This window comes from Pseudomonas sp. 478 (genome assembly GCF_003254125.1).
Taxonomy (GTDB): Bacteria; Pseudomonadota; Gammaproteobacteria; order Pseudomonadales; family Pseudomonadaceae; genus Aquipseudomonas.
The window spans coordinates 1-22,847 of the sequence record NZ_QKZG01000016.1; the positions used below are offsets into that span (position 1 = coordinate 1).

General features: G+C 60.0%; 19 protein-coding genes and 3 pseudogenes. 12 read left to right on the forward strand and 10 right to left on the reverse strand.

The window, feature by feature from the left end; translation table 11 throughout:
* Nucleotides 1–102 precede the first annotated feature (102 nt).
* The 4 genes and pseudogenes from DFS28_RS30975 to DFS28_RS26055 all read right to left on the reverse strand — a co-directional run.
* Nucleotides 103–318, reverse strand: a pseudogene (locus DFS28_RS30975) (hypothetical protein); the annotation flags it as partial.
* A gap of 169 nt (nucleotides 319–487) precedes the next feature.
* Nucleotides 488–901 (reverse strand): VOC family protein, encoded by a 414-nt coding sequence (locus DFS28_RS26045; protein ID WP_111452040.1) that lies wholly within the window; start codon nucleotides 899–901, stop codon nucleotides 488–490.
* A 199-nt stretch (nucleotides 902–1,100) separates the two neighbouring features.
* A complete protein-coding gene (locus DFS28_RS26050) occupies nucleotides 1,101–1,703 on the reverse strand; it encodes a TetR/AcrR family transcriptional regulator (protein WP_111452041.1) in 603 nt (200 codons plus the stop codon).
* Nucleotides 1,690–2,541 carry a 3-hydroxybutyryl-CoA dehydrogenase gene (locus DFS28_RS26055; protein ID WP_111452042.1) on the reverse strand — a complete coding sequence of 284 codons (852 nt, stop codon included), beginning with the start codon at nucleotides 2,539–2,541 and terminating at the stop codon, nucleotides 1,690–1,692. Before DFS28_RS26055 ends, DFS28_RS26050 begins: the two co-directional genes overlap by 14 nt.
* A 165-nt stretch (nucleotides 2,542–2,706) precedes the next feature.
* On the opposite strand from DFS28_RS26055, the gene DFS28_RS26060 reads away from it, so the two are divergent.
* On the forward strand, nucleotides 2,707–3,726 hold the full coding sequence (locus DFS28_RS26060; protein ID WP_111452043.1) for an AraC family transcriptional regulator: 1,020 nt from the start codon (nucleotides 2,707–2,709) through the stop codon (nucleotides 3,724–3,726).
* Nucleotides 3,723–5,537: an ABC transporter ATP-binding protein gene (locus DFS28_RS26065; RefSeq protein WP_111452044.1), complete on the forward strand. Its 1,815-nt coding sequence runs from the start codon at nucleotides 3,723–3,725 to the stop codon at nucleotides 5,535–5,537. Before DFS28_RS26060 ends, DFS28_RS26065 begins: the two co-directional genes overlap by 4 nt.
* Before the next feature lie 3 nt (nucleotides 5,538–5,540).
* Here the strand turns inward: DFS28_RS26065 and DFS28_RS26070 are convergent, their stop codons facing one another.
* The gene (locus DFS28_RS26070; protein ID WP_111452045.1) at nucleotides 5,541–6,497 is read right to left on the reverse strand and encodes an alpha/beta hydrolase; all 957 of its coding nucleotides are present in this window, start codon (nucleotides 6,495–6,497) and stop codon (nucleotides 5,541–5,543) included.
* 20 nt (nucleotides 6,498–6,517) lie between these two features.
* Here DFS28_RS26070 and DFS28_RS26075 point away from each other — a divergent pair.
* Nucleotides 6,518–6,748 (forward strand): annotated as a pseudogene (locus DFS28_RS26075) (2-deoxyribose-5-phosphate aldolase); the annotation flags it as partial.
* Here DFS28_RS26075 and DFS28_RS26080 read toward each other — a convergent pair.
* The 3 genes and pseudogenes from DFS28_RS26080 to DFS28_RS26090 all read right to left on the reverse strand — a co-directional run bounded on the left by DFS28_RS26080 (nucleotide 6,749) and on the right by DFS28_RS26090 (nucleotide 8,937).
* Nucleotides 6,749–7,747, reverse strand: coding sequence for an NAD(P)H-quinone oxidoreductase (locus DFS28_RS26080; protein WP_111452046.1), 999 nt, complete (start codon nucleotides 7,745–7,747; stop codon nucleotides 6,749–6,751).
* A gap of 120 nt (nucleotides 7,748–7,867) precedes the next feature.
* Nucleotides 7,868–8,137 (reverse strand): annotated as a pseudogene (locus DFS28_RS26085) (YbfB/YjiJ family MFS transporter); the annotation flags it as partial.
* Nucleotides 8,138–8,214: 77 nt separating this feature from the next.
* Complete coding sequence (locus DFS28_RS26090) at nucleotides 8,215–8,937, reverse strand: pirin family protein (RefSeq protein ID WP_111452047.1); 723 nt, start codon at nucleotides 8,935–8,937, stop codon at nucleotides 8,215–8,217.
* Nucleotides 8,938–9,282: 345 nt separating this feature from the next.
* On the opposite strand from DFS28_RS26090, the gene DFS28_RS26100 reads away from it, so the two are divergent.
* Together DFS28_RS26100 and DFS28_RS26105 are read left to right on the forward strand one after the other, a co-directional pair.
* Nucleotides 9,283–10,233, forward strand: coding sequence for a GlxA family transcriptional regulator (locus tag DFS28_RS26100; RefSeq protein ID WP_111452048.1), 951 nt, complete (start codon nucleotides 9,283–9,285; stop codon nucleotides 10,231–10,233).
* 183 nt (nucleotides 10,234–10,416) lie between these two features.
* Nucleotides 10,417–11,901, forward strand: coding sequence for a winged helix-turn-helix domain-containing protein (locus DFS28_RS26105; protein WP_111452049.1), 1,485 nt, complete (start codon nucleotides 10,417–10,419; stop codon nucleotides 11,899–11,901).
* On the opposite strand, the gene DFS28_RS26110 is transcribed toward DFS28_RS26105, so the two are convergent.
* Entirely contained in the window at nucleotides 11,866–14,670 is a 2,805-nt protein-coding gene (locus DFS28_RS26110) for a winged helix-turn-helix domain-containing protein (protein WP_111452050.1), read from the reverse strand. The genes DFS28_RS26105 and DFS28_RS26110 overlap by 36 nt on opposite strands.
* 408 nt (nucleotides 14,671–15,078) lie before the next feature.
* Here DFS28_RS26110 and DFS28_RS26115 point away from each other — a divergent pair, with 408 nt between their 5' ends.
* Complete coding sequence (locus DFS28_RS26115; protein WP_111452051.1) at nucleotides 15,079–15,651, forward strand: flavodoxin family protein; 573 nt, start codon at nucleotides 15,079–15,081, stop codon at nucleotides 15,649–15,651.
* 31 nt (nucleotides 15,652–15,682) lie between these two features.
* Entirely contained in the window at nucleotides 15,683–16,507 is an 825-nt protein-coding gene (locus tag DFS28_RS26120) for an alpha/beta fold hydrolase (RefSeq protein ID WP_111452052.1), read from the forward strand.
* A 51-nt stretch (nucleotides 16,508–16,558) separates the two neighbouring features.
* Here the strand turns inward: DFS28_RS26120 and DFS28_RS26125 are convergent, their stop codons facing one another.
* Nucleotides 16,559–16,999: a helix-turn-helix domain-containing protein gene (locus DFS28_RS26125; protein ID WP_111452053.1), complete on the reverse strand. Its 441-nt coding sequence runs from the start codon at nucleotides 16,997–16,999 to the stop codon at nucleotides 16,559–16,561.
* Between the two features lie 208 nt (nucleotides 17,000–17,207).
* On the opposite strand from DFS28_RS26125, the gene DFS28_RS26130 reads away from it, so the two are divergent.
* The 5 genes from DFS28_RS26130 (at nucleotide 17,208) to DFS28_RS26155 (ending at nucleotide 22,840) form a co-directional block, all read left to right on the forward strand.
* Entirely contained in the window at nucleotides 17,208–18,191 is a 984-nt protein-coding gene (locus DFS28_RS26130; RefSeq protein ID WP_111452054.1) for an MBL fold metallo-hydrolase, read from the forward strand.
* Nucleotides 18,192–18,237: 46 nt separating this feature from the next.
* Nucleotides 18,238–19,158 carry a LysR family transcriptional regulator gene (locus DFS28_RS26135; RefSeq protein ID WP_111452055.1) on the forward strand — a complete coding sequence of 307 codons (921 nt, stop codon included), beginning with the start codon at nucleotides 18,238–18,240 and terminating at the stop codon, nucleotides 19,156–19,158.
* Between the two features lie 844 nt (nucleotides 19,159–20,002).
* Nucleotides 20,003–20,419, forward strand: coding sequence for a DoxX family protein (locus DFS28_RS26145; protein ID WP_111452056.1), 417 nt, complete (start codon nucleotides 20,003–20,005; stop codon nucleotides 20,417–20,419).
* The gene (locus DFS28_RS26150) at nucleotides 20,412–21,002 is read left to right on the forward strand and encodes an antibiotic biosynthesis monooxygenase (RefSeq protein WP_111452057.1); all 591 of its coding nucleotides are present in this window, start codon (nucleotides 20,412–20,414) and stop codon (nucleotides 21,000–21,002) included. The genes DFS28_RS26145 and DFS28_RS26150 overlap by 8 nt, the downstream gene beginning before the upstream one ends.
* Nucleotides 21,002–22,840 (forward strand): amidohydrolase, encoded by a 1,839-nt coding sequence (locus DFS28_RS26155; RefSeq protein WP_111452058.1) that lies wholly within the window; start codon nucleotides 21,002–21,004, stop codon nucleotides 22,838–22,840. Before DFS28_RS26150 ends, DFS28_RS26155 begins: the two co-directional genes overlap by 1 nt.
* Nucleotides 22,841–22,847 lie beyond the last annotated feature (7 nt).

A 22,847-nucleotide genomic window follows, 5' to 3' on the forward strand; every position in this document is an offset into this window, starting at 1 on the left:
CCCCATGTGAGAGTAGGTCATCGTCAAGATTAAATTCCGAAACCCCTATCTGCGTATGCAGGTAGGGGTTTTGTTTTGCCCGCAGGAAAGTGCGAACGGACATCACCGGTACTTGATCACAATCCCTTTGAGTTTCCGACCTTCGATGGTTTTTACGTCGCGAGCCCACAGTGGACCGTTGACATAGGCGCCCACCGATTGGATATGGTCGTATACCACAACCACGGCATCGCCGCCGAGCCTGGCGGACTCTTCGCGTAGTTTTTCTTCTACCTGAGTGATGGGAGGAGCAGGCTCGACGTTCGCGTCGATGAGCAGTGACAGTTTGAGGCGAGTGGACTAAGGCACGTCTTGGGCAGGCAGTGGGGTTCCTCCGAACAATCCGCGGTTGTACGAGGTAGCGCGTTGACGGTAGCAGACAGTCAGGGAGTTGCCAGAAGCCCAACCTTTCAGGTTGGGCTTTTTTCATGCCTTGAGAAAATGAGTTTCACTGATCCTTTTCGCAGTTAACCATCCACGACACACCAAACCGATCAACCAGCATCCCGAAACGTGCTGCCCAGAACGTCGCTTCTAGTGGCATTTTAACGCTGCCGTCTTCCGACAATGCAGCGAAGATCCGTTCAGCCTCCGCAATGCTGTCGACATTCAGTGAAACCGAACAGCCGCTCATTTCGTCAGTAGGGCGATCAGGTGTTGTGTCCGAGCCCATGATCGCCTGATCGCCCACCAGCAGGCGGGTGTGGATGATCAGGTTGTGGTAGTCCGCCGGAAAGTGCTCGCGCGCGGGGCTTTCGCCGAAGGTCATCATGACTTCGATTTGGCCTGGCAGGCTTTGGGCATAGAAGGTGAAGGCGGCTTTGCAGTCGCCATTGAAGATCAGGTAGGGATTGATTTTCATGCTTTGCTCCCGGTTACGAAGAGGCGAAGAGAGGCCGAATTCACCTCAGGCTCCGCAGTGATTGGGCTCCCATTAGCAAAGCGTTAGATGTCGTGATTGGCGGGAATTGTTTAGATGTTTTTTCTATTGAAGCGACGTGGCTTATGGCTTCCGGCGCCTAGGTGCAGATCCATGGTCACGGAAATATCGTCCTGGGCCCTCAAGCTACGGCGCGTGAAACCGAGGGGCGCAGCAAACGCTCGATGGCACCGCTGACCAGGTTTTCCAGCAGCTCATCTCGCTCCGCTTCACTCAGCGTGTGCTGCGCCAACCAGCTGGGCGCGCTGTTCAGCAAATTGGCGATGGCGTGCCCGGTGGCAAGTTGCGCCTGCTCGCTGAGACGAGGCCTTGTTCCGAGCATCAGCAGAAGTCGGCGCTCGTATTGCTCGCGCAGTTGCCGAACCCGTTCCTGTTGCTCTTCATTCAGGCAGCCGCTGTCACGCTCCGCCAGACGAAAATGCCAGGGCATCTCCTGATGCAGGTTCAAATGCGCTCGGATAAGGGCATGGAGTTTGTCACGTTTTGCCGGCGCCTTTTGCTCGATCCGCCCCAAGGTTGCCAACAGCTCTTCGTAGAACTCTTCGATCAGGTCGAGCAGCAAGTGCTGTTTGCTGGGGTAATGGTGATACAACGAGCCGGGAGCGAGCCCCAGGCAGGTCGCGAGCTCACGCATGCCGACCTGTCCGAAACCTTTGCAGGCGAACAGCTCCAGCACCTTGTCCCGGTACTCGGCAAAGCGCGAGCAACGCTCAGGCATAGGCATGGAAGCCACGCCCCGTTTTGCGCCCCAGGTAACCGGCGGCGACCATTTCCTTGAGCAGTGGAGCAGGGCGGTACTTGCTATCGTTGAAGCCGTCGTAGAAGGCTTCGAGGATCGCCAGCACGGTGTCCAGGCCGATCAGGTCCGCTAACGCCAACGGCCCGATCGGCTGATTGCAGCCCAGGCGCATGCCGGCGTCGATATCTTCGGCACTGGCCAGGCCTTCCTGAAACACCAGAATCGCTTCGTTGATCATCGGCACCAGAATCCGGTTGACCACGAAACCCGGACGGTTGCCCGCGGTGATCGCGGTTTTACCGAGAGTGGTCGCCATGTCCAGCGCTAGGGCGTGGGTGGCGTCGCTGGTTTGCAAACCGCGAATCACCTCGATCAGCCCCATCACCGGCACCGGGTTGAAGAAGTGCAGACCGATGAAGCGCTGAGGCTGGCTCACGCTGGCCGCGAGTTGGGTGATGGACAGCGAAGATGTGTTGGAGGCAATCACGCAATCGTCGCTGACCTGCGCCGCGATCTGTTGCAGCACGCGCAGTTTCAGCTCGAGGTTTTCGGTCGCGGCTTCGATCACTAGTTGCACGTTCTGCAAGTTGCTGTAGTCGGTGCTGGTGCGGATCTTGTCGAGGGCGGCGAGCTTTTGCTCTTGCGTCAGCGTTTCCTTGGCGATCTGTCGATCGAGGTTTTTACTGACGGTTGCGACGGCCTTTTGCAGGGCGCTCTCGGAGATGTCGAGCAAGGTCACGTTAAAACCGGCCAAGGCGCAGACTTGCGCAATGCCATTGCCCATGGTGCCTGCGCCGATCACGCCAATGTTTTGCAGATTCATGTTCTGTCCTTCCGATCAAATCCCGCGATACCTTGGCCGCCGTAGTGGCCGAAGGCGTACTATTGGCCGCGAGTCTAGAGCCGGCAGGGCGGTTGTCCTATGCCGAAACTGTTCAACGGCACTGGTGTTTTTTGCCATTCGGGTGATGGGGAGAGAAGCGTTCACATGCGGGAAAAGGACTCGGTTTCCGCCTACTTCGTGCAGGCAATGATCCATGGGCTGGGAAATAATCCGCAACGACAGAGGGCTGTGCTTGAACAGGCCGGCATCGATCCGGCGTTGATGGAGCAGCCCACCGCGCGTGTACCGGCGAGTGCGTTTGCCGCGTTGTGGTTGATTCAGATCCGCGAGCTCAACGATGAGTTCTTCGGGCTCGACTCCCATGGCATGCCGCCGGGCGGTTTCGCCCTGATCTGCCGGGCATTGATTCAGGAACCTGACCTGCACAAAGCCATGCGCCAGTGCCTGGCCAATTTCGCGCTATTCCTCCACGACTTTCGCGGCACGCTGACGGTGCGCGGGAAACGTGCAGTGATCAGCTTGCAAAACCACTCGCCAAACAGCGACGTCAGTCGTTTGGGCGAGGAGACGTTTCTGGTATTGATGATCAGTCTGCTCTGCTGGCTGGGTGGGCGGCGCATCCCCATCGACCGCGCAGATTTTCGCCATGAGCGAGTGTCGCTCAGCGATGACCGTTTACTCTGGGGACCCAACCTGACCTTTGGCGCCGAGCGCACCGAAATCGAATTCGCCAGCCATTATCTGCGTCTGCCGGTGGTTCAGGATCTGGCCTCACTAAAAGTGTTTTTGCGCACCGCGCCGCAATGGCTGGTGATCCGTTTTCGTAATCAGCACGGCCTGGCGTCGCAGGTCCATCAGCGCCTGCGTAACAGCCATTACAGCCAATGGCCGACCTTGCAGGCCTTCGCCCTGGAACAGCACCTGAGCCCCAGCACCTTTCGCCGAAAACTGGAGCGGGAAGGGTGTTCGTATCAGGAGATCAAGGACGAGGTGCGGCGTGGCGTTGCGTTTGAGCAACTGCGTCACAGTCGTGCGAGCATCAGTGACATTGCCGAGCAGCTTGGCTTTCAGGAGCCTAGCGCGTTTCACCGGGCGTTCAAGAAGTGGACGGGGGAAAGTCCGGGACGGTATCGGGCGAGGTATCAGGGGGGGATCACGGAGTGAACCCTGTTCTCGATCGTTTCACCTCGTTACTCGACCAGGCGAGACGCGCCTTGCTGCTGGTCTGGGCAACGTCTCGCGGGCTGTTTCTGGGATTGGTGCTGGCGACGTTGATTGCCGGTGTACTCCCGGCACTGGCCGCCTGGTTAGGCCAACGTATCGTCGATGCGGTGGTCACGGCCATGCAGTTGCACGCACAACAGGGCAGTGCGCCGTTGTGGCCGGTCGTGCGTTATGTGCTGTTTGAAGCGGGCGTGCTCGCATTGTTGTCCGGGACTCAGCGGGCGCTGTCGGTCCAGCAATCGCTATTGCGGGTGCAGTTGGGGCAGAAGGTCAATACGATGATTCTGGAGAAGGCCCAGACGTTATCGCTGGTGCAGTTCGAGAATTCCGAGTTCTACGACAAGCTGGTTCGAGTGCGCCGCGAAGCATCGACCCGGCCGTTGGCACTGGTGATGAAGTCGTTGGGGCTGATCCAGAATCTGATTGTGTTGATCAGCTTCGGCGTATTGCTGGTGCATTTTTCGCCCTGGGCGCTGGTACTGCTGGTGGTCGGCGCGTTGCCGGTGTTCTTCGCCGAAGCACATTTTTCCGGCGATGCTTTCAGGCTTTTCACTCGCCGCGCGCCGGAGAGTCGACAACAGAATTACATCGAAACGCTCCTCTCTCACGAGGGCTACATCAAAGAGGTCAAACTGTTCGGCTTCGCGCCGCTGCTGTTGAAGCGTTATCGCGACACGTTCGCGCGACTCTATGCCGAAGACCGGCGCCTGACGCTACGTCGGGATGGCTGGGGGTTTGTCCTCGGTCTACTGGGCACCGGCGCGTTTTATCTGGCCTATGCCTGGGTCGTGGTTGATACCGTCCATGGCAACATCAGCCTCGGGCAGATGACCATGTACCTGGTGTTATTCAAGCAGGGGCAGACGGCAGTCAGCAGCAGCTTGAGTGCCATCAGCGGTCTCTACGAGGATGGTCTTTACCTGTCCAGTCTTTATGAATACCTGGCCGAGCCTGTCGTGGCGGATACCGGCAACCTCACCGTGGGGGCCGTGCCCGGCGATGGCCTGCGTTTCGAAAACGTCGGCTTCCGTTATCCGGGCGCCAGTCGCGCTGCGTTGGAAGGCATCGATCTTCACCTTGTGCCCGGCCACAGTGTGGCGCTGGTGGGGGAGAACGGTTCGGGCAAAACCACGCTGATCAAATTGCTGACGCGGCTGTACCGTCCTGATCAGGGCCGTATCCTGCTGGACGGCAGCGATCTGCAAGCGTGGGAAGAAGACGCGCTGCGACGGCGCATCGGGGTGATTTTTCAGGACTACATCCGCTACCAATTCTCCGTTGGCGAGAACATCGGCGTCGGTGACACCCTGGCGTTCAACGATGAACAGCGCTGGCAGGAGGCCGCCGCCGAGGGCATGGCCGCACCCTTTATCGAGGGGCTGGATCGAGGGTATGCCACTCAGTTGGGGCGGTGGTTTGCCGGGGGGCAGGAGTTGTCCGGCGGGCAATGGCAGAAGATCGCGTTGTCGCGCGCCTACATGCGGCGCAACGCCGATATCCTGATTCTGGATGAGCCGACCTCTGCACTCGACCCGGCGGCGGAAGCGGCGGTATTCGAGCACTTCAGTGAGCACACCGAAGGCCGGATGACGTTGCTGATCTCTCACCGGTTTTCCAGCGTGCGCAATGCGGACCACATCATTGTGCTGGACCAGGGAGCGATCCTTGAGCGGGGCGATCACGACAGTCTGGTGGCCGCGGGCGGGCGCTATGCGCAGTTGTTTGATTTGCAGGCCCGCGGTTACCGATAGACCTCAAGACTCCCGGGAGACCCGAACCACGGCCGGCCCGGCCATTTGTGTCGGTTTTGTTTTCATCAAGCCGTCGAGTGCCTGGCGATACTGGGTACCGCCCTGGCTCATGCTGTTGTTGTGTGTACCACCGGGCACCAATAACAGGTGCTTGGGTTCGTTGGCGGCATTGAACAACTGCTGGCTGAATCGCGAGGGCATGAACGGGTCGGCCAGGCCATGGACCACCAGCAACGGCATGTTGATGTCGACAATCTTGTCGATGGAATCGAATTTCTGCGACAGCAGCCAGCGCACCGGCAACCATTTCACCGGCAGGTTGCTGTCGGCCACTTGCGCCACGGCATCGCCCAGCGAGGTGAAAGTGGATTCGATTACCAGACCGCGCACCGGCACCACGCCATGCTCCTTTTTCGCCTGTGCGGCCAGGTCTGCCGCCAGGTCGATAGCCACCGCGCCACCCAGGGAATGGCCGTAGATCAGGCGCTTGTTGGCGTCCGGTTGCATCTGGGTGAAGCGCTCCCAAGCGGCTCGCGCATCCTCATAAACACTGGCTTCCGACGGCAGATCCCCCTTGCTCTGGCCAAACCCGCGGTAGTCGATGGCCAGCACCGAATAGCCCATGGCGCGCAATTGCTCGATGCGGAACGCCTGGCCCGTCAGGTTCCAGCGCACGCCATGCAGGTAGAGGATCGACGGCGCATCGCGACGCGCGGCCGGCCACCACCAGGCATGCAGGCTTTGCCCGGCCTTGAAGCTGGCGGGTTTGATGTCGAATTCCTGAACGTCCTGCGGCAGACCACGATACCAACCAGCGTTGCCCGGCTCGATGCGGAACAGCAACTCGCGTTCTGTGTACTTGAGCACGCCGCAGCTCACCGGCAAACCGACGATCAGCACGGCCATGCACAGCAGCGGCAGCCAGCGTCGGCCCAAGCGGCTCATCAGGTTAGAAAACATGCGGTGGCCCGGAGGATCAAAAGGAAAGTTCGGGTTTTAACAGAAGCGTGGCGAAGGCAGGAATAAATTCGACAGTCGTATGTATGGCCCGACGCCGCACCGTCGGCGCGCTTATTGGGGTCAAGGCTTCCGGTGGCCTACGCGATTACCCGACTGCACTGGCGATGATCGAGGCCGGCGCCACGCGACTGGGCACCAGCTCGGGCATCGCGATCATCAGCGGCGCCCTGGCGGCGGGTGAGGGCTACTGATCAGTCCACCCGCAAGACAATCTTGCCGATGTGATCACCCGCTTCCATCCGGGCATGAGCCAGCGACGCGTCGGTCAATGGATAGACCTTGTCGATCATCGGCAGGCAACGCCCGGCGGCGAGTACGGGCCAGACGTACTCGTGCAACTGTTCGGCGATCGAGGCTTTTTCTTCGCGGGTGCGCGCGCGCATCAGTGAGCCAGTGATCGTCGCGCGTTTGCCCAGGATCGCCAGCAGGTCGACGTCTTTGGCGTGGGCGCCACCGAGAAAGCCCAGCATCACCAGTCGACCGTCCATACCCAACGCCGCGATATTCTGATTCAGGTACGAACCACCCATGATGTCGAGGATGACATTGACGCCCTTGCCGGCGGTTCTTTCCTGGATGACTTGGACGAAGTCCTGATCGCGATAGTTGATCGCCTCGGCCCCCAACGTGCGGATCGCTGCACATTTTTCTTCACTGCCCGCCGTGGCGAATGCCTTGATGCCAAACTCGCGACACAACATCAGTGCGGTGGTGCCGATGCCACTGGTGCCGCCGTGAATTAATGCGCGCTGGCCTTTGCTGGCACCGCCCATGTCGAACAGATTGGCCCACACCGTGAAGAAAGTTTCTGGCACCGCCGCGGCGTGCACCCAATCCATCCCTTCAGGAATCGGCAACGTCTGGCTGGCCGGTGCGACGCAGTATTGCGCGTAACCGCCACCATTGGTCAGTGCACAGACGTTATCGCCGACGATGAATTCGTTGACGCCAGCGCCAATCGCCACCACTTCACCGGCCACTTCCAGACCAGGTATCGGGCTCATGCCGGGTTTCATCGGGTACTTGCCGGCGCGTTGAATCACATCGGGACGGTTGACCCCGGCAGCGTGCACGCGAATCAGCACTTCGCCTGCACCTGCGGTGGGGACCGGTTCCTGACGCGGCTTTAAAACCTCCGGACCACCGGGTTCGGTGATTTCAATCAGGGTCATGGTTTGGGGCAGATTCATGTCGGCGTCCTGTTGAGAAAGTCATCTGTAAATGGGATCGCATGAGTGAACGAATGATTCAATCCAATGCACTGATCCCTGTGGGAGCGAGCCTGCTCGCGAATGCGGTGTTTCAGTCACCTACTTTGTTGAATGCGACGCCGTCTTCGCGAGCAGGCTCGCTCCCACATTGTTTGATCTGTTCAGCAAGCGCATGAACTGTTCCAGTAACAGTGCGACCACAATGGCGCCGGCTGCAATGACAAACAACAACGCGTGATCGCCTCCGCTGGCGTTGAACAACGCCGAATACGCATACCCGGCGATAGCCTGAAACGTAGCGAATGAAACCGTCGCGCGGCTCCAGGCAAGTTGCTGTTGATGATGCTGTGGGACCAGTTCGTGAACCCGTCACCGCCCGCAGGGCCAGCACTGCACGAATCCCTGTAGGAGCTGTCGAGTGAAACGAGGCTGCGATCTCTTGATCTTTATGGCATTTCCGGCAGTTCTTGCGGCCGCAGGTCAAAGATCAATACCTCGGCATCGACGCCATTGCTCAAGGTCAGCACCTGTTCATCGCGAACCCGCACGCCATCGCCTTCCTGCAACGGCACGCCGTTGAGCTCGACATTGCCGCGGGCCACATGCACATAGGCATAGCGGTTGGTGGCCAATTCCAGCGCAGCGCTTTCCTTACCGTCGATCAGCGCCGCATACACCCGTGCGTCCTGACGCACCTTCAGCGAGCCTTTCGCCCCGTCGGGGGAGATGATCAGTTGCAGACGGCCGCGTTTCTTTTGCGTGCTGAAATGCTCTTGCTGATAGCGCGGTTTGGCGCCGCTGATGTCCGGCACGATCCAGATTTGCAGGAAGTGCACCGGCCGGGTGGTCGAGTGGTTGTATTCGCTGTGCGCCACGCCGCTGCCGGCGCTCATCAACTGCACGTCACCGGGGCGGATCACCGAGCCAGTGCCCAGGGTGTCTTTGTGTTCCAAAGCACCTTCGAGCACATAAGAGAAAATCTCCATGTCGCGGTGTGGGTGCTGGCCGAAACCTTTACCGGCGGCAACCCGGTCATCGTTGATCACCAGCAGGTCGGAAAAACCCTGCTCTTTCGGGTTGCGATAGTTGGCGAAGGAAAAGGTATGGAACGACTTCAACCAACCGTGATTGGCCGCGCCGCGATCCGAAGCTTTGCGAAGGGTCAGCATGATGAAATCTCCTGTGGGGACGTTGATTCGTCCGAGTGAGGAGAAGGTTAATGGTTACGAGTTGGTGCAATAAGTAGGTAGAAATTGAAATACTGTCCTGTTGAGGTTGACAGTGATCGGCAGGCGATCACGTATTCTTCTCCGACGCCGATGCCACATTTGGCCATAATGCACAGCATCCTTCTGATACCGACACCACCCCTGTGGGAGCGGGCTTGCTCGCGAAAGCGGCGTCACATTCAATATTGTGGGTGACTGATACACCGCTTTCGCGAGCAAGCCCGCTCCCACAGGGGGTGGTGTTTGGCAGATGGATTTTCTTTTGACTTCAGTGATTTTGAACCCATGAAAACCGTGGCTATTGTGTTGTTCCCGGACTTTCTCCTGCTGGATATGGCAGGCCCGATGGAAGTGTTTTCCATCGCCAATCGATATCTGGCACCGGATGATCGTTACGAACTGTCGACCATCGGCACCGAGCATGGCGCGCTGCGTGCCTCCAACGGCGTCAGCGTCCAGGCCGATTTGCACATCGATCAGGCGGATCAGGCGTATGACCTGTTGCTGGTGCCGGGCGGTCCGGGTGCCTACAACGAAAAACATCCACCGTTGTTGTGTTGGCTCAAAGCCGCGGTCGGTCGCGCCGAGCGATACGGCTCGATCTGCACCGGCGCGTTCGTGCTGGGCCATGCCGGTTTGCTGGACGGTTATCGCGTGACCACCCACTGGCATTACACCGAACGACTGATCAAAGGCTTCCCGAAGGCTACCGTCGAAACCGATCAGATTTACGTGCAGGACCGCAACCTCATCACTTCTGGCGGCGTCACTGCCGGCATCGACCTGGCACTGTCGGTGGTCACCGAAGACCATGGCAAGAAAGTCGCCCAGGACGTCGCCAAGGTATTGCTGGTGGTCATGAAGCGGCAGGGTGGGCAGGCGCAATTCAGCCCGTTGATGGCCGCTGTCGCACCGCAGGAAACACCGATCACTCGTGTGCAGAACTTTGTGCTCGAACACCTCGATGAAGCATTCAGCATCGAACGCATGGCCAGCCTCGCGAACATGAGTGCGCGGCACTTCGCCCGAATATTTGCTCGGGAAGTGAACATGACGCCCATGGAATTTCTGCAAAGTGCGCGTATCGACAGCGCCAGGAATCTGCTGGAAACCAGCGACTTGCCACTCAAGACAGTGGCGTTCAAAAGTGGCTTCGGCAGCGTACGGCACATGCGTTTTCTGTTCAGTGAAAAGCTTGGTTTGACGCCGACCCAATACCGTGAGCAGTTCAGCTAGAGCCTTCTTGTCCGTTATGCGCACCGTGATGGCTGTGACGCTCCCTCCGTGGCAGTTGTACCGTCACTGATGCCTGCCAAGATACCCTGAACGCTTTGCAATGGAGGTGCGGGAGCCTGGAAGGCGGGTGCAAGGGATGTTGCTGCACTGTGAGCCGGGCCAGGTTTCAGCACGTGAATGTGCATGAACAGCCTCAGAGATTTAAACAGCGATGCGGTGCTGCGATTCGGCCCCTATGCATTCCACCTGCGGCAACGGCTGATCCTTGAAGGTGATCGACCGCTGCGCATGGGCGGTCGGGCGCTGGATATCCTCCAGGTGCTGGTCGAGCGCGCCGGCAACGTGGTCAGCAAGGACGAACTGATTGCTCACGTCTGGCCGACGTCCGTGGTTGAGGAAATCAACCTGCGCGTGCACATTGCCGCCCTGCGTCGGGCGCTTGGCGACGGGCAGAATGGCCAGCGCTACATCGTCAACATTCCCCAGCGCGGTTACAGTTTTATCGCCCCGGTGCAGCCCGCGTCCGCGGGCACGCGGCTCTTGATCGAGACCGTGCAAAAACATCAGCACAACCTGCCCGCACGACTCACGCCGGTGACCGGTCGGGATTCGCTGGTCGGCAGTCTGGTCCGACAGTTGCCGGTCCGGCGTTTCATGACGCTGGTCGGCCCCGGCGGCGTCGGCAAGACCACGGTGGCGTTGCGTGTCGGCGAACTGCTGTTGCAGCACTATGAAGAGGGGGTGTGGCTGGTTGATTTCGCCGCGATCGATGACCCCGCTCGAGTGGTCGATCATCTGATCCAGACCCTTGAACGGGAGATCGGCACGACGCTGGAGGTGCTGGCAAACTGGCACGCCTTGCTGGTGCTGGACAACTGCGAACACCTGCTGGAACGCTGTCGAACCCTGGTCGAGGATTTGCTGATGTCGGCGCCTCGGCTGTCCATTCTGGTGACCAGCCGCGAGCCTTTACAGGCAGGAGGGGAAACGGTTCTGCGTGTACCGTCTCTGGCGGTGCCGCCCGCGTCGGCGTTGCACAGTGTCGCCCAAGCCATGGGGTATTCGGCGGTGCAGCTGTTCGTCAGCCGTGCCCGAACCCGTCAACAAGGGTTTGCCTTGCGCGAACAAGACCTCAAGGCGGTCCGTGAAATCTGTCGGCGGCTCGACGGTTTGCCACTGGCCATCGAACTGGCTGCGGCGCAGATCCATGCGCTGGCGTTGGTCGGTTTGCAAGCTCAGCTGGATAACTGTCTTCAGCTGCTGACCCAAGGCCGGCGCACGGCGGTGCCCCGACATCAGACGCTCAAAGCTGCCCTGGACTGGAGCTATGAACGGCTGAGCCTGCCTGAACAAACCGTGTTGCAGCGCCTGTCGGTGTTCAAAATGTCATTCACCCTCGATGCCGCGATTGGCGTGTGCAGTTGCGCGGAGCTGAAGCCCGATCAACTGGCGGCGCTGGTGACGCGATTGGTCGCCAAATCGTTGCTCGCGATGGATCAGGTCAACGGCACGACCCGTTTTCGTTTTCTCAACACCACGCGCACCTATGCCCTTGAGAAGCTCGAACACAACGGCCATCTGCGGGCGTTTGAGCAGCGCCATTCGCATTACATCAGCCGGGCGCGCTGGGTCTCAGGCGTGCAGTTGCCCATTGAGCTCCTCGAGTAATCGACGGACTTTGCTCAGGTCCGGTGTAGAAAATCCCTCGGTGAACCGATTGTAGATCGGCGCCAGCAGCTCATGAGCTTGCTGATACAGGCCCTGACGCTGCCAAAGTTGCGCCAGCGAGGTGGCGCTGCGCAGTTCCCAAGCCAGGGCTCCCTGATGTTTCGCCACATTCAATGCCCTGATCAGCACGGCCTCGGCCGCTTCGGTTTTCAGTGGGCAATCCTCGGCCAGCAGCGCATCAGCCCGGGCCCGCAGTACTTCCGCCGTGCTCCAGCCAGCCGTACCGGTGTCGGCCCGTTGCAACAGGGCGTCATCGACGAAACTGCCATCCAGCGTGACCATGATGTCCTTGATCAGCCCCACGCCTGGCTGAAGAGGCAAGTGCGCCTCGGCGCTGTCGATCACCTGCGCATAGTGTCGGGCCCAGGTGTAGAACAGCAGCACCGAGTGTTTCTGTGCTTGTTCCAGCAGCTGGCGCAAGAGTTCACGAGCCGTTCGGGTATCGCCGTTGTAGTGAGCGATCGGGCAACCGGCCAGCGCCAAGGTGTAGCAGATGGACGTGCCGTGGTTGATCTGGGTCGCAATCTCCAGCGCTTGCCGGGCGGTGTGCCAGGCTTGTTCTGGTTGCCCCTGCAACCAGAGGATGCGCGCCAGAATCGTCAAGGCGGCGACGCTCTGGTCGTAGTGCACGCCAAAACCGTAGGTGAAGCGGTTGAGGTGGCCGCTCTGGGCCATGCGCTGAAGCACCTGCTCGGCATTCATCCGCGCCTGCTGTTGGTCCCCGGCAAAGTGCAACGCCAGCACCCGCAAGCGATGCATGCTGAGGGACAACACTGCATCGCCGTGCAGCCCCAACCGATCGAATTGCCGGCTCTGTTCCAGGGCCATTTGATAATTGGCGCAACAGAGGTTGACCGCCATGTGCCCGGACACTGCCCGCAACTGACCGGCCAAATCGTTGCATTGCTTGGCCAGGGTTCTGGCGCTGACGAAAGCCTCGATGGTTTCAGCCGTGCTCATCTGAGTGTGATAGCAAGAACTGCCGAGGGCGAGATGCAGGGCTATTTTCAGCTGCGGGCAGGGATCGGACGTTGCATCGAGCAGGGCCAGCGCCCTGCGCACGTAGAGGCCGTGCTCCTTGAGCAGCGACAGTTCCTGCCACAGCGGCGTGGAAGCTGCCGTCAGGCGGATCGCCAATGCCTGCGGTCCTTGCGCGTTAAAACACCAGTCGAGGGCCGAACGAATGTCTTCCAGACCGCGGGTATAACGCTCGATCCATGTACCTGTCGGGATCAGCTCCCAGTCGTGCTGGGCCTGATTCATCAACGCCAGGCAGCGCTTGGCGTGACGTTCCCGGGTATCGGGCAGGTCGGCGGCCTGGTCGAGTTTCTCCAGGGCATAGCTGCGGGTAGTGTCGAGCAATCGGTAAAACACCTCTTCGTCCCCCACCTCCACGTTCAGCAGCGATTTGGCCACCAGTTGCGTGATCGAGCCAAACACTGCTTGCGGTTCGATGTGTTCGCCGACGATCACCGCCGCCGCCGATTCCAGGGTGAACCCGCCCCTGAACACACCCAGTCGGCGCAAGCAGGCTTGTTCGCAGGCATTGAGCAGCTCGAAGCTCCAGTCCAGTGTGGCGCGCAAGGTTTGGTGTCGGCCCAGCGTGGTCTGACAACCCTGGGTGAGCAGGCGAAAACTGCCTTGGAGCTGGGTCAGTAATCCGCTCAATCCGAGGCTGTTGACTTGCGCGGCCGCCAATTCGATCGCCAATGGAATACCGTCCAGACGCCGGCAGATTTCAATTGCCAGCGGCAGCTCGTCATCGGTCAGTTCGAAGCTGTCGTGGCTGGCCATCGCCCGTTCGACGAACAACTGCAGGGCGGAAAAGGTCAGGGCCTGAGCGCGGTCTGGCACGGCAATGGGGGGAGGGCAGTCCAGCGACTCCAGGCGTTGGACACATTCACCTTCGGCCCGCAGGCTCTCACGGCTGGTGGCCAGAATGTGCACCTCTGGCGCGGCGCGCAGAAGGCTCTCGCTCAGCAATGCGATGGCGTCGACCAAGTGTTCGCAGTTGTCGATCACCAGCAGCATCTGCCGGTCGCGCAAAAACGCGGCAAGGCCGCTCATCGGCTCGGCGTCGTGCAAGGACAGTTCGAGCAATGTCGCCAGGTGAACGGTGATCATCGACGGATCATTGATCGGCGCCAGGTCCAGCAGGCGAATGCCATCCCGGTAGCGCCCGATCAGTTGTTCGGCGACACGCAGGGCCACGGTGGTTTTGCCGATCCCGCCGGGGCCGACCAGGGTAATGAAACGCTGGCGTGACAGCTGGACCACCAGGCTATCGACGAGAGACTGGCGGCCGATCATGCGGGTTCGACGAACGGGCAGGTTGTGGCCACTCGGTGCTGGCGCTTCGCTCCCTGGAGGGTGCTCGATGTGCTCCAGCGAATACGGCGCCACAAAGCTGTACCCGCGCTGCGCCACGGTGATGATGTAACGCTGGCCGGCCTGTCCGTCGCCGAGGGCCTTGCGCAAGGCGGCCATGTGCACCCGCAGGTTGATGTCTTCCACCACGTTTTTCGGCCAGACCCTGGCGATCAGCGTTTGTTTGCTGACCACCTCCCCGGCGTGTTCCAAAAGGATCAACAGAATGTCCATGGCACGTCGACCCAGGCGCAGGGGCTGGTCGGCCTCCATGACCAGACGTTGTCCGGGATAGATCCGGTAGGGGCCGAAATGGATGGCTTGGTCGGGGGGAAGGGTCAACGTGTCACTCCTGCTTGCAGCCGTCTGATACGCGGTTTTCGAGCATATTCGTCAGGTTTTTACGGCAACGCAATGCGCTGGCCGGATGACTCTGCGGCGTCTGCCTGGACTGCTGGTTCTCCGCCCTTGTTCATGGGTTCCGTAATTATTGGGCGCGACGGTCTTGAAGGTATCGCTGAGGCTTTTGGCGCGCCAGGGAAAATTAACAACGTTTAACTCGTCCTGCGTCCGGTCTACGCTCAAAACTCTGCATCTTCAACGGCCACCGGTCTGTGGGAGCGAGCCTGCTCGCGAAGGCGGCACATTCAACATCGTTGGTGACTGATACAACGCTTTCGCGAGCAGGCTCGCTCCCACAGGGGGGCTGCCGTGGAACAAAGGGATTAAACATGTCATGAGGACGTCCGAATGAGCAGCGTGGTGGTGGTCTATCACAGTGGCTATGGGCACACCCGTGTCATGGCCGAAGCCGTGGCCCAAGGCGTGGAAAGGCACGGCAGTACCTGCCGGCTGATTTCGGTCGAGGACGTGGACCGGCACTGGGACCATTTGCACAACGCCGACGCAATCATCTTCGGCGCGCCAACCTACATGGGTAGCGCCTCGGCACCCTTCAAGGGGTTCATGGACGCCACGGCGGCGTTCTACCTGGCCCAACCCTGGCGCGACAAACTGGCGGCCGGCTTCACCAATTCCGGCTGCCTGTGCGGCGACAAACTCAACACTTTGCTGCAGATGGCAGTGTTCGCCGCGCAGCATTCAATGATCTGGGTTGGCCTCGACCTGCTGCCGGCGCGTTCGAGCAAGGGCGTGTTCGATGGGCAAATGAATCGCCTGGGCAGCTCGCTGGGCGCCATGGCGCAGTCGAATGTCGAACAGTCCCCCGAACGCGCACCGCCCCCCGAAGACCGCCGCACCGCCGCCCATCTGGGCGAGCGAGTGGCGCGGCTGGCTGAACGCATGAGCCACTCACCGGTTTGATTCACCCCAACACTCACTAAGGAGGCAACACATGAGTACGTTCACGACCCGAGACGGTACCGAGATTTATTACAAGGACTGGGGCACCGGTCAGCCTATTGTCTTCAGCCACGGCTGGCCGTTGAATGCCGACAGCTGGGAGTCGCAGATGATCTTCCTGGCCGCCAAAGGCTACCGGGTGATCGCCCATGATCGCCGCGGTCATGGCCGCTCCAGCCAGCCGTGGACCGGCAACGACATGGACACCTACGCCGATGATCTGGCGCAGTTGATCGAGTGGCTGGACCTCAAAGATGCCGTGCTGTTCGGCTTCTCCACCGGCGGCGGTGAAGTGGCGCGCTACATTGGTCGCCACGGTACCGAGCGCGTAGCCAAGGCCGGGCTGATTTCTTCGGTGCCGCCGCTGATGCTCAAGACTGAAGCCAACCCTGGCGGCCTGCCGATCGAGGTGTTTGACGGCATTCGCAAGGCGTCCCTGGCCGACCGTTCGCAGCTTTACATCGACCTCGCCAGCGGTCCGTTCTTCGGCTTCAACAAACCAGACGCCAAGCCATCCCAGGGCATGATCGACTGGTTCTGGATGCAAGGCATGACCTCCGGCCACAAGAACGCTTATGACTGCATCAAGGCGTTCTCCGAAACCGACTTCACCGAAGACCTGAAGAAGTTCGACATTCCGACGCTGGTGGTGCATGGCGATGCTGACCAGGTGGTGCCGATCGAAGCGTCGGGTATTGCGTCTGCAAAACTGGTGAAAGGATCTACGTTGAAGATCTACCCCGGCGCCCCCCATGGCTTGACTGATACCCACAAGGATCAGCTCAACGCCGATCTGCTGGCGTTTTTGAAGGACTAAGCGTTACTCCCTGGCCCCCCGATCCTATGCCATGGAAGCTTTGTAGCGGGTTTATTGCGCGTGAAGTTGAGCGGTGCAGGCGGGGCGGTGGGCCGGGGAGCGCACGGTGCGGCAACGCCATGCAAATGGAGTGATGCCTTCATTGCGAGTGAAGATGTGGCAGAAATGCGCTTGATCGCAAAAGCCGCATTCGAGACTGATTTGCGTCAGCGTCAGGTCAGTGTTCTGGATCAATTGCTTGGCGCGGGCGATGCGCTGGTTGCGAATCCAGTCCTGAGGCGAGAGCCCGGTGCTGCACTTGAACGCGCGGGAGAAATGACTGCGCGAAAGGGCGCAGGCGCGGGCCAGTTCGGTCACTTCAACGGTCTCACCGAGGCGCTCGAGGATCAGTTGCTTGACCAGGCTTTCGCGCCACGGAGTCAGGCCGCCGGTCGTTTTCTTTCGCGTTTCAGTGGTCGTCTCGCGGACGACGTTTTGCTGAGAATGAGCCATGACAGATGTCCTTGTCGGTGAGCTTCATTTTTGGTCGCAGGGCTCTGGCAGGCGAGTTAAACGTTGTTAATTCCGTCAATGTGCGGCGGTAACCAACAGCGCTAACTCAGCACATTGCTGCAATTTCCACGGCTGCGAGCCGTGCAAAATTGACGTTATCTGGCGGCGTTGTGCGTGGCCGCTCCTCTGACTCGACCAAGGTGGTGGCATGAAACATTCTCTGGTTTGCGCGCTGGGGCTCGCGGCAGCGCTGGCGTCCGGCATTTCCTCGGCTCAGGCACCGGCGCAAGTCGGCACGCAAGTGCCGGGTTATTACCGGTTGGCGTTGGGCGATTACGAGGTGACGGCGTTGTTCGATGGCTACAACGATCTGTCGCCCAAACTGCTCAAAGGCCTGACTCAAAGTCAGATCCGCGCGCTGCTGGCTCGCCGTTCGATTGAAACGCCGGGCGTACAAACCGCGTTCAATGCCTTTTTGATCAACACTGGCAAGCAATTGATCCTCGTCGATACCGGTGCCGGCCAGTGCATTGGTGCTACCGCCGGGATGCTGTCAGACAATATGAAAGCCGCCGGTTATGAGCCGGCGCAGGTCGATACGGTTTTGTTGACCCACCTGCATTTGGACCATGTCTGCGGACTGGTCGACGGCCAGCAGAAACCGGTTTTCGCCAACGCCACTGTTTACGCGGCAAAGGCAGAAGCTGACTACTGGCTCGATCCTCAAGCCTTCGGCAAGGCGCCCGAGGCTGCCAAGCCGTATTTCAAAATCGCCCAGGATTCGACCGCGCCCTACGTCGCGGCAGGTCGCTTCAAGACGTTCGATGCCGGTCAGTCGCCGGTACCGGGTGTGGAGGCGGTTATCGAGACCGGCCATACGCCGGGCAGCACCACGTACCGCTTCACCTCGCAGGGTCAGAGCATTCTGTTCATGGGGGATCTGGTGCATAACCTGGCGGTGCAGTTCGAACACCCGGAAGTGTCGATCGGCTTTGACGTCAACAGTCAGCAAGCGATCAAGAGCCGCGCCAGGGTTTTCAGTGATGCAGCGGCGAGCAAAATCTGGGTAACAGCGGCGCATTTGCCGTTTCCGGGCATCGGCCATATCGCGGCAGAGGGCAAACATTTCCAATGGGTACCGGTGGAGTACGGTCCTTACAAACGTGCGGCCAACGTACCGCTGATCGAGTAAATTCCAACGCTAAGTGCCTGGCTGAACACACAAGGGGAATCTGCCTGTGAACCGTAACGATCTGCGCCGCGTCGACATGAACCTGTTAGTGATTTTCGAAGCGTTGATGTTCGAAAAGAACCTCACCCGTGTGGCTGAAAAACTGTTCATGGGGCAGCCGGCGGTGAGTGCCGCGCTGGGACGGTTACGGGATCTGTTCGACGATCCGCTGCTGTTGCGCAACGGCCGCGGGATGGAGCCGACAGGGCGGGCACTGGCGATTCTCAAGGAGCTGCAGCCGGCGATGGATGTGATTTCCGGGGCCGTGAGCCGAGCTAAAGAATTCGATCCCGGTACAAGCTGCGATGTGTTTCGCATTGGGCTGTCGGACGACGCCGAGTTTGGCTTGTTTCCGCCCTTGTTGAGCCAGCTCCGGGAAGAGGCGCCAGGGATCATTGTGGTCGTGCGTCGGGCGAATTATCTGCTGATGCCGGCGTTGCTGGCGTCTGGGGAGATTTCAGTGGGAGTGAGTTACACCACGGACTTGCCGGCCAATGCCAAGCGCAAGACGTTGCGGGATATTCCATGCAAGGTGCTGCGTGGTGACAAACGACCGGGGACGCTGTCGCTGGATGAATACTGTGAACGACCCCATGCGATGGTGTCGTTTTCGGGGGATTTGAGCGGCAACATTGATCTTGATCTCGCGAAGATCGGACGAAGTCGGCGGGTGGTGTTGGGCGTTCCGCAGTTCAGTGGGTTGCGGGCGTTGCTGGCCGGGACCGAGATGATCGCCACCGTGCCGGATTACGCCGCATGTGCGTTGGTCGAGGGTTGTGCGTTGCGGGCCGAAGACCCGCCGTTTCCGATTGAAGCGGCGCAACTTTCGATGGCCTGGAGTGGGGTGCATGACAACGATCCGGCGGAACGGTGGTTGCGGTCGCGGATCAGTGAGTTCATGTCCAGGCCTTTGTCGATTTCGGCTTGACCGTGGCGGCCTCCGGGCCGACCTGTTTATATCCTGATGTACCCAGTCCAACTGTGGGAGCGGGCTTGCTCGCGATGGCGGCCTGATAGCCGACCAATCTCTTTCAGGTGTACATATCCATTTCTGCGGTAACGGCGGCTGGCGGTTTCGCCCTTACGGCGAGGCACTTTTTTCAAACGCCAAAAAAGTACCCAAAAAGGCTCGCCCCAAGCGTCCGGCCCCTCGCTTAGGCTCGGCGTTCCTTCGTTCCGGTATTCATCTGGGGGCATCGCCTCCGGTCGGCTTCGCTTCGACCTCCTCTCGATGTGTTCGACTGCGTCGAACGGCGCTGCGCGCCTATCCCCCAGATGAACACCTCCACTCAGCCTCCCGATAGGGGCGGGTGGATCAAGAGCTGCAGGCGAGCTAACGCTCGGCCTGTTGAGTGGTGAGAAGCGAAAGGCGAACACGGATCCCCTGTGGGAGTGAGCCTGCTCGCGATGGCGGCCTGACAGCCGACCACTCTCTTCCTGCAAACATCCAATCCCTGTGGGAGCGGCGGTGCGACGATTCGACTTGCTCGCGAAGGCGGCCTGACAGCCGACCACTCTCTTCCTGCCGAACATCCAATCTCTGTGGGAGCGAGCCTGCTCGCGAAGGCGATGTGTCATCGAGCATTGATGTTGCCTGACCCACCGCTATCGCCAGCAGGCTCGCTCCCACAAGGGATCTGGGGTGGATCGTACCGCCGGGCTCATCCACAAAAAGAGCACACACATCCAATTTTTCCCGACCTCAGACCGGCACTATCAAACCAAGTCCCGGCGCATGAGCGCCGGTGGTTTTTCATTCGTGCAGGTAGCCCATGAATACGTCGCGATGGGATGAGCGGGCCCAGGATCTCGGACTGCTGTTTTTGCGGGTCAGCGGTGGTTTGTTTCTGCTGTGGGTGCACGGTTTGCCGAAACTGCTTAACTACAACGCTCAACTGCAAGTCATCGAAGACCCTTTCCACTTGGGCGCGAACGCCACGCTGATGCTGGCGATTTTTGCCGAGGTGCTGTGCCCGTTGCTGATCATCGCCGGGGTGCTGGTGCGTCTGGCGTGTCTGCCGATTTTGGCGGTGTTGCTGATCGCGCTGCTGGTGGTGCATGCGCAATGGAGTCTTGATGAAGGGCAGTTCGGTTGGCTGCTGTTGATTCTGTTCACCAGCGTTCTTATCGCCGGGCCGGGACGGCTGGCGCTCAATGTCCGATTCGCCGGAGCTTTGCGTTATGCCTGAATCCAATCGTTTCGAGGAAGTCGTGACCCTGGTCATCAAGCACAGGATCAAGGCGGGGTTTGAAGTGCCCTACGAAGCCTGGTTGCGCAACATTGTCAGTATTGCCGGGCAGCAGGAAGGGCACTTGGGCGTCGATGTGATTCGCGGCAAGAGCGCCGGACTTGACCTGTACACCTGCGTGCTGCGCTTTTGCTCCACCGAATCGATGCAGCGCTGGCTCGATTCACCGCAACGGCTGGAACTGGTCAACGAAGCCACGCCGATGCTCGCTGACGGCGACCAGACCGAGGTCAATCCGGTCAACGAATTCTGGTTCGCGCCGCAAGCCGACGCCGCTTCGTCACCACCGCCGCGCTGGAAGCAGGCCATGGTGACGTTGTTGGTGATTTTGCCGCACACCTTGCTGGTGCCGCTGATCTGGGGCCCGCTGTTGCAGCTCAATACCTTCCTGTCCAATTACGTGGTCGCGACGTTCCTGATCACGCTGACCATCGTCGTGTCGGTGGTGTACCTGTTCATGCCAATGGCGACGCGGTTGTTCGCGCCCTGGCTGTCCTCTTCCACTCAGCCCAAGGAAAAGTGATGAACGCTGATCTGATTTTGTTCAATGGCCAATTTCATACGGTTGACCGTGAAAACCCACGCGCCAGCGCCGTAGCGATCAGCAATGGTCGTTTCGTCGCGGTCGGCACCGACGCCGAAGCCATGGCCCTGCGCGGTTCGGGTACGCAGGTCATCGATCTCAAGGGGCGCTGCGTCATTCCCGGCCTCAACGACTCGCACTTGCACCTGATCCGTGGCGGTCTGAACTACAACCTCGAACTGCGCTGGGAAGGGGTGCCGTCGCTGGCCGATGCCCTGCGCATGCTCAAGGATCAGGCCGACCGCACGCCGACGCCGCAATGGGTGCGCGTGGTCGGCGGCTGGAACGAATTCCAGTTCGCTGAAAAGCGCATGCCGACCCTCGAAGAACTCAATCAGGCTGCGCCGGATACACCGGTATTTGTCCTGCATTTGTACGACCGCGCTTTGCTCAACCGTGCCGCGTTGCGCGTGGCCGGTTACACCCGCAACACGCCGAACCCGCCGGGTGGCGAGATTGTGCGCGATGCCAACGGTGAACCGACCGGCATGCTGGTCGCCCGTCCTAACGCGATGATTCTCTACTCGACCCTGGCGAAGGGGCCGAAGTTGCCGCTGGAATATCAGGTCAACTCGACCCGTCAATTCATGCGCGAACTCAACCGTCTCGGCCTGACCAGCGCCATCGATGCCGGCGGCGGTTTCCAGAATTATCCGGACGATTATCAGGTGATCGAGCAGTTGGCCAAGGACCAGCAGCTGACTGTTCGCATCGCCTACAACCTGTTCACCCAGAAGCCCAAGGAAGAGCTGACCGATTTCAAGAATTGGACCAGCAGCGTGACCCTGCATCAGGGCGACGATTACCTGCGGCACAACGGTGCCGGGGAAATGCTGGTGTTTTCAGCGGCGGATTTCGAGGACTTCCTCGAACCGCGTCCGGACCTGCCACAAACCATGGAAGACGAGCTGGAGCCGGTGGTGCGCCACTTGGTCGAGCAGCGCTGGCCGTTCCGTTTGCACGCCACGTACAACGAATCCATCAGCCGCATGCTCGACGTATTCGAGAAGGTTAACCGCGACATTCCGTTCAACGGTTTGCCATGGTTTTTCGACCATGCCGAAACCATTACACCGCAGAACATTGAGCGGGTGAGGGCGCTGGGTGGCGGTATCGCGATTCAGGATCGCATGGCGTTCCAAGGCGAATATTTCGTCGAGCGTTACGGCGCCAAAGCCGCCGAATCGACCCCGCCGATCAAACGCATGCTGGCCGAAGGCGTACCGGTCGGCGCCGGCACCGATGCCACGCGAGTGTCCAGCTACAACCCCTGGACTTCGCTGTACTGGATGGTCAGCGGCCGTACGGTCGGTGGCCTGGAACTGCATGCCGAGGGCTTGTCTCGTCAAACCGCACTGGAGCTGTTCACCCACGGCAGCGCCTGGTTCTCTTCCGAGCAGGGCAAGAAAGGCATGATCAAGGTCGGCCAACTGGCTGACGTCGCGGCCCTGAGCGCGGATTTTTTCAGCGTCGACGAAGAAGCGATCAAGTGGATCGAGTCGGTGTTGACCGTGGTCGGCGGCAAGGTGGTGTACGCCGCCGGTGACTTTGAAAAACTCGGACCGGCCAGCGTGCCGGTGCTGCCGGACTGGTCGCCGGTGGTGAAAGTGCCGGGGCACTGGCGTCCGACCTCGCCGATGCAAGCGCAGGTTCACCATTGCAGCGGGCCATGCGGCGTGCATTCCCATAGCCATGACAAGGCGCGTTTGTCGAATGCGCCGGTCAGCGATTTCGCGGGTTTCTGGGGCGCGTTCGGCTGCTCGTGCTTCGCGTTCTGACGTTCAT